Origin of the sequence: uncultured Senegalimassilia sp. (assembly GCF_902464545.1) — a bacterium.
Classification (GTDB): domain Bacteria; phylum Actinomycetota; class Coriobacteriia; order Coriobacteriales; family Eggerthellaceae; genus Senegalimassilia.
Map to the genome: position 1 here is coordinate 174,211 of NZ_CABQJR010000001.1, position 6,907 is coordinate 181,117.

Annotated in this window: 3 protein-coding genes; 1 reads left to right on the forward strand and 2 read right to left on the reverse strand. The window is 64.6% G+C overall.

From position 1 onward, the window contains the following. Positions 1-107 precede the first annotated feature (107 nt). Both RDW26_RS00695 and RDW26_RS00700 read right to left on the reverse strand, forming a co-directional pair. Positions 108-1,010, reverse strand: a complete 903-nt coding sequence (locus RDW26_RS00695) for an SGNH/GDSL hydrolase family protein (protein ID WP_307980981.1) — start codon at positions 1,008-1,010, stop codon at positions 108-110. Between the two features lie 133 nt (positions 1,011-1,143). Beyond that, positions 1,144-2,754 carry an ABC transporter substrate-binding protein gene (locus tag RDW26_RS00700; protein WP_294414526.1) on the reverse strand — a complete coding sequence of 537 codons (1,611 nt, stop codon included), beginning with the start codon at positions 2,752-2,754 and terminating at the stop codon, positions 1,144-1,146. A 424-nt stretch (positions 2,755-3,178) separates the two neighbouring features. On the opposite strand from RDW26_RS00700, the gene nifJ reads away from it, so the two are divergent. Continuing rightward, the gene (nifJ, locus tag RDW26_RS00705; protein ID WP_307982079.1) at positions 3,179-6,712 is read left to right on the forward strand and encodes a pyruvate:ferredoxin (flavodoxin) oxidoreductase; all 3,534 of its coding nucleotides are present in this window, start codon (positions 3,179-3,181) and stop codon (positions 6,710-6,712) included. Positions 6,713-6,907: the final 195 nt, after the last annotated feature.

A 6,907-nucleotide genomic window follows, 5' to 3' on the forward strand; every position in this document is an offset into this window, starting at 1 on the left:
GCTTACGTTACATGGTTTGCCATCGTTCAGCCTATGTAGGCTGGCAAACCTTCCACATTATACCGATTTGCAACAGGTCTTCGCAGATAAACGGCGAAATAGGATAACTAATCAGCCAGCTGCTTCTCGCAGACGTGCCACCAGTTGTTGCCGGTTCCTCGTGCGTATTCGCAGCCGACGCAGGGCTTCGTGCAGAACTCGGCGCTTCTCATCTCGTCGGGGAACAGATCGTGCCCCTCGTAAGGGGTGCGCGGCAGCTCGGGGTCGGCCTGCTCCATGCCGCGGATGAACATGGAGGCCATCTGCTTCATGCCAAGCGCGGTGGGGTGGGTACCGTCGATGGCGTCGTAGTCGTAGCCGAACGCCTGCATGTCCACGAGATAGCAGTTGTCGGCGTCGCCCGCGGCGGCGCGGATGATCTTGTTGTACTCGTCGACGCAGATGCCGCGGAACCAGCGCGGGGATGTGGGACGATGCGCGCCCTTCACGCGGCCGGGAAGGAGCGTGGAGACCCAGATGCGAGCGTTCGGGTATTGAGCGTGCATGGTAGCCAGCATGCGGCGGAAGGATTCCTCGAAGTTGGCAAGGGTGCCTTCGGGGGCCATGCCCGCTACCTTGCCGTGATCGGGACACTCGGCGGCAAGCTTCGGCGGTGCGGAAGGCGTTGCCGCGCAGATCTGCGCGTACCCCGACCCCCAGCCGTAGTCGTTGATGCCGATATGCACGAGGATGTCGTCGGGGGTGCGCCCGCCGGCCTGCAGGTGCTCGATGCGCTCAGGCGAGGCGCCGACGGGGAAGTCGCGGCCTTCCACCACGCAGCCCGACCAGGATGCATTGGCCAGGAAGTGCCCGCCGAAGTGATCGATGACCTGGCCCCACCAGGTGTCGTGCGGCGTCTTCACGCCGGTGAGCTCAAGCTGCTCGCCTTCGAAGAACACGCGCCAGCCTTGCGGTAGGATGCCCTCGAACGAGCTGATGGAGTCTCCGTATACGGAAAACAAACGTGTCATGCGGTGATAACCCCCTAAATAGAATCGACGTGAACATGGTATACGCTTCACGCGCATATGGGGTCAAGACGCAAAGAAAGCCCACCTCGCAATGAGGTGGGCTTTCCGGATGCAGCCTATAACCTGGCGGTTATTACTTCAGCTTCGCGTTCTGGAAGTACAGGCCGGTGGTCGGGCTGGGCTCGAAGCCTTCGATGAGGCCGGCCCAGTAGCCGGTGACGACCTTCTTGTGGAACAGCGGGTACAGCGGCACTTCCTCGGAGATGATGTCGAAGCACTTGTTGTACGCCTCCTGGCGCGTGTTCGCATCGGTGGCCTTGCGAGCCTGGTCGAGGTACTCGTTGAACTCCTGGCACTTGCCGTCGCCGGCCTTAGCCCAGCAGGAACGGCCCTGGCACCAGTCGGTGTTCTCGCCGTAGAACCAAGCCAGATGCACGTCGGCGTTCGTGCCGAAGCAGGAGACGTCGCCGGGGGCCAGGAACACGTCGAAGGGCAGAATCTCGTCGGTCTTGGAAGCGGCCATCGTGGGGTAGGGGGCAGCCTGCACGTCGAGCGTGACGTTCATGCCGACGGCCTGCAGGTCCTGCTGGATCTGAGCGGACAGGTCCTTGATCCAGTTGTCGATGACGAGCAGCTTGACCTCGAGGTTCTCCTGGCCGGCCTCCTTGAGCAGGGACTTGGCCTTCTCGGGATCGTACTTGTAGACCGTGGAGGCCTCGTGGTAGGCCGGGTTGTCCTTCGGCAGGTAGGAGGTCAGCGTCTCAGCGTTGCCGCCCAGCTGGTTCTTGATCAGCTTGTCGTAGTCGATGGCGTAGTGGAAGGCCTGACGGACGCGCTTGTCGTTGAAGGGCTCCTTCTGGCAGTTGAACATCAGGAAGCCGATGCCGTAGCTGTCGACGCTGTCGACGGTGACGCCTGCGCCGACCAGCTGGTCGATGTTGGAGAACGGGATGTTCTCGCCGGCGATGGCGGTACCCTCCTGCAGGGCGGTCACGCGAGCGGTGTTGTCAACGCGCACGAGCCACTGCATGGCGTCGGCGGAAGCCGGCTTCGGGCCATTGTACTTGGGGTTGGGGACGAAGTTCAGCTCGCCGCCGTCCTCGCCGTTGCACTCGCCGAAGGCCCATGCACCGGAGCCGGTCGGCGGGGTGGTCATGGTCTCCTTGGTGATCTCGGCAGCCGGGAACACGCGGCACAGGGAAAGGCGCTCTTTGAGCTGCTTGTCGCTGTCGACGAACGGGTAGGCCAGCGTGAAGGACACGGTGGCGTCGTCCTTGGCGGCGACGGAGTCGATGAAGGACAGCATGTCCTTATAGGTGGCGTTGGCCTTGTTGGCCTCGATGACGGCCACGACGTCGGCGGCGGTCACGGCCTCGCCGTTGGAGAACGTGGCGCCTTCGCGCAGAGCGACCTCGTACTCGGTCTCGGAGACCTTGACGGGCTCGCCGGCGGCCAGAGCGGCGTTGGACTCGCCGGTGAAGTAATCCAGCTCATAGAGGCCCTCCAGGCAGTGCTGGATAGCGGGCAGCATCAGAGCGGAGCTTGCGCCGATGGGGTTGTAGTTAGCGTTCTTGTAGCTGCAAGCGGCGGTGATCACGCCGCCGGTGCTGGCGGAGCCGCTGGGCTTGCCGCCCTCGGAAGAGGAGCTGCTGCCGCAGCCGCTCAGGGCCAGGCCGGCCGTTGCGGCGGCAACGGCGCTGCCCGCCAGGAAAGTGCGGCGAGACAGAGAATACTGCTGTTCCATGGGATTCCCTCCGTTCATCTGTCGAGGCGGCTTTTCGCCCCGAGCCTGCGCATGCGCCTTCCGCGCACGCACTACAGCAAACACGATGCATTATCCCTGAACGGGCTTCGAAAATAAAGAAGGGGTAAAGCTTTTACCCAAGCGTAACGGGGGAACCCCCTCGTGCGCAGGCCATTTCCGGAAGGGGCCCGAGGGTGTTTCCCCACGGTGGGCGGTTGTCGTGGCGGGGTGAGCGGCAAACACGCTGGTCCCGGGGAGCGGGAGGGCCCCGTCTGCTCGAGACCGCTTGCCGAGAGCATCCGCCCCACGCCTGCTCAGAGTCGATTCGTGGGATTTCGGCGCGCCAAGGCTGCTAATATAGGCGCACTGTACGGCCAGACGATGTTTCCGATCGCGCCGATCGGGGATAGCCTTAGGAGAAGAAATGACGAGAGAATTCAAGTCCATGGACGGCAACACCGCCGCAGCGCATGTCTCATATGCGTTCACGGAGGTAGCCGGTATCTATCCCATCACCCCTTCCAGCCCCATGGCCGACCTGGTCGACCAGTGGTCGGCGGCCGGCAGGAAGAACATCTTCGGCACGAAGGTGAAGGTGTGCGAGATGCAGTCCGAGGGCGGTGCCGCCGGTGCCGTGCACGGCTCGCTGGCAGCCGGTGCCCTGACCACCACCTACACGGCCTCCCAGGGCCTGCTGCTCATGATCCCCAACATGTATAAGATCGCCGCCGAGCAGCTGCCGAGCGTGTTCCACGTTTCGGCCCGTACCGTTTCCACGCACGCGCTGAACATCTTCGGCGACCACTCCGACGTCATGGCCTGCCGCCAGACCGGCTTCGCCATGCTCGCCGAGGGCAACGTCCAGGAGGTCATGGACCTGTCCGCCGTCGCGCACCTGGCCGCCATCAAGGGCCGCGTGCCGTTCCTGAACTTCTTCGACGGCTTCCGCACGTCCCATGAGGTGCAGAAGGTCGCCGTGTGGGATTACGACGACCTGGCCGACATGTGCGACTTCGACGCCGTGAAGGCGTTCCGCGACCATGCGCTCAACCCCGAGCGCCCGCGTATGCGCGGCAGCCACGAGAACGGCGACATCTTCTTCCAGAACCGCGAGGCCTGCAACGGCGTCTACGACGCGCTGCCCGCCGTGGTGGAAGAGTATATGGATAAGGTCAACGCCAAGCTGGGCACCGACTACAAGCTGTTCAACTACTACGGCGCCGCCGACGCCGAGCGCGTGATCGTCGCCATGGGCAGCATCTGCGACGTTGCCGAGGAGGTCATCGACTACCTGACCGCTCAGGGCGAGAAGGTGGGCCTGGTGAAGGTGCGCCTGTATCGCCCGTTCGTCACCGCCAAGTTCTCCGAGGCCCTGCCGGCCACCTGCAAGAAGCTGGCCGTGCTCGACCGCACCAAGGAGCCCGGCGCCCGCGATCCGCTGTACCTGGACGTCGTCAACGCGCTCATGGTCGAGGGCCGCGAGGGCATCAAGGTTTCCGGCGGCCGTTACGGCCTGGGCAGCAAGGACACGCCGCCCGCGTCCGTGTTCGCCATCTTCACCGAGCTGGCCAAGGACGAGCCGCGCGGCGAGTTCACCATTGGCATCGTCGACGACGTCACCGGGCTGTCCCTGCCCGAGGATGCGTCCGCTCCCAACACCGCAGCTGCCGGCACCATCGAGTGCAAGTTCTGGGGTCTGGGCGGCGACGGCACCGTCGGCGCGAACAAGAACTCCGTCAAGATCATCGGCGACCACACCGACAAGTACGTGCAGGCCTACTTCCAGTATGACTCGAAGAAGACCGGCGGCGTGACGATCAGCCACCTGCGCTTCGGCGATTCGCCCATCCGCAGCAGCTACTACATCAACAAGGCCGACTTCGTGGCGTGCCACAACCCCAGCTACATCACGAAGAACTTCCCGATCGTCAAGGACGTCAAGCCCGGCGGCACGTTCATGATCAACTGCCAGTGGACGCCCGAGGAGCTTGAGGAGCACCTGTCCGCCGAGGCCAAGCGTTACATCGCGGCCAACGACGTGCAGCTCTACACCATCAACGCCATCGACCTGGCCCGCCAGATCGGCATGGGCAAGCGCACCAACACCATCCTGCAGTCCGCCTTCTTCACGTTGGCGAACATCCTGCCGGCCGAGGACGCCGTGCGCTACATGAAGGACGCCGCCACGCGCTCCTACCTGAAGAAGGGCCAGGAAGTCGTGGACATGAACCATCGCGCCATCGATGCGGGCGCCACGGCGTTCGTGAAGATCGACGTTCCCGCTGCCTGGGCCGATGCCGAGGACAACGCCGAGGTCGAGCACCTCGAGGGCCGTCCCGAGCTGGTCAAGCAGGTCCGCGAGATCATGGAGCCGGTCGGCCGCATGGCCGGCGACTCCCTGCCGGTCTCCGTGTTCGTCGACCATGCCGACGGCCAGTTCGAGCAGGGCGCTGCCGCCTACGAGAAGCGCGGCGTGTCCGTGTCCGTGGCAAAGTGGGATGCCGAGAAGTGCACCGAGTGCAACAGCTGCTCGTTCGTGTGCCCGCATGCCTGCATCCGCCCGTTCGGCCTGACCGACGAGGAGGCCGCCGCCGGCCCCGAGGCCATGGCCGTGCTGCCCATGAAGGGCAAGCACAAGGAGCTGAAGTACACGCTGGCCATCAGCCCGCTGGACTGCATGGGCTGCGGCGTGTGCGTCAAGGCCTGCCCGGCCGACGCGCTGACCATGGTCGGCGTCGAGGACGAGATGGCTCAGCAGGACGTGTTCGAGTACTGCGTGAACAAGATCGCCGACAAGCCCGAGATCGAGGGCACCACGCTGCGCGACAGCCAGTTCAAGCAGCCTCTGCTCGAGTTCTCCGGCGCCTGCGCCGGCTGCGCCCAGACGGCTTACGCCCGCCTGATCACCCAGCTCTACGGCGACCACATGTACATCTCCAACGCTACCGGCTGCTCTTCCATCTGGGGCGGTCCGGCTGCCACCAGCCCGTACACGGTCAACAAGCAGGGTCACGGCCCCGCATGGTCTAACAGCCTGTTCGAGGACAACGCCGAGCACGGCATGGGCATGAAGCTGGGTTATGAGGCCGTCAACGGCATGCTCGCCGCCGACGCCGCCATCCTGGTGGAGGCCGGCGCCGCCGCCGACGCCGCCCAGGCTTGGCTCGACGCTCGCGGCGACAAGGCCGCCAGCCGTCAGACCGCCGACGCCCTGATCGCCGCCCTGCCCGAGGTTGCCGCCGGCGAAGGCGCCGCAGCCGAGGCCGCGCAGCGCATCCTGGACCACAAGGAGTACCTGGCCAAGAAGTCCGTCTGGATCTTCGGCGGCGACGGCTGGGCCTATGACATCGGCTACGGCGGACTCGACCACGTGCTGGCATCCGGCGAGGACGTGAACATCTTCGTGTTCGACACCGAGGTCTACTCCAACACCGGCGGCCAGGCTTCCAAGGCTTCCAACATCGGTCAGGTGGCGCAGTTCGCCGCCGCCGGCAAGGACGTCAAGAAGAAGTCGCTCGCCGAGATCGCCATGGCGTACGGCTACGTGTACGTGGCCCAGGTGGCCATGGGCGCCAAGCCGGCCCAGACGCTCAAGGCCATCACCGAGGCCGAGGCATATCACGGCCCGTCCATCATCATCGCGTACTCCCCGTGCGAGATGCACTCCATCAAGGGCGGCATGAGCAACTGCCAGACCGAGATGAAGAAGGCCGTGGACTGCGGTTACTGGAACCTGTTCCGCTTCAACCCGGCAGCCGACGCCGGCAAGAAGTTCACGCTGGACTGCAAGGAGCCTGCTGGCGGTTACCAGGAGTTCCTCATGAACGAGGCCCGCTACAGCCGCCTGACCCGCGAGTTCCCGGAGCGCGCCGGCGAGCTGTTCGAGCGCAACGAGAAGGCCGCCATCGAGCGTTACGATCACCTGGTGCGCCTGAAGGCCATGTACGACGGCGAGTAGTTTGTCCGCTGTACGCGGCGCCGCGTTTCCTCTGGCAAGAGCATTGCTTCGGTATGTCGGGGGTGCGCTGAGGCTTTCGATCGTGCGATAGATCGGTTTCGGAAGGCCGGTCGTCCGAAAGGGCGGCCGGCTTTCTTGCGTTTAATGACTTCAGTCTGGCGCGCGCGTAGCCGCGCCAAGTAAACCGCCCGCTAT

Bases quoted from the DNA above. Each gene is read 5' to 3' on its own strand.
- RDW26_RS00700 (WP_294414526.1), bottom strand. From the start codon at position 2,754: ATGGAACAGCAGTATTCTCTGTCTCGCCGCACTTTCCTGGCGGGCAGC.
- RDW26_RS00695 (WP_307980981.1), bottom strand. From the start codon at position 1,010: ATGACACGTTTGTTTTCCGTATACGGAGACTCCATCAGCTCGTTCGAG.
- nifJ (WP_307982079.1), top strand. From the start codon at position 3,179: ATGACGAGAGAATTCAAGTCCATGGACGGCAACACCGCCGCAGCGCAT.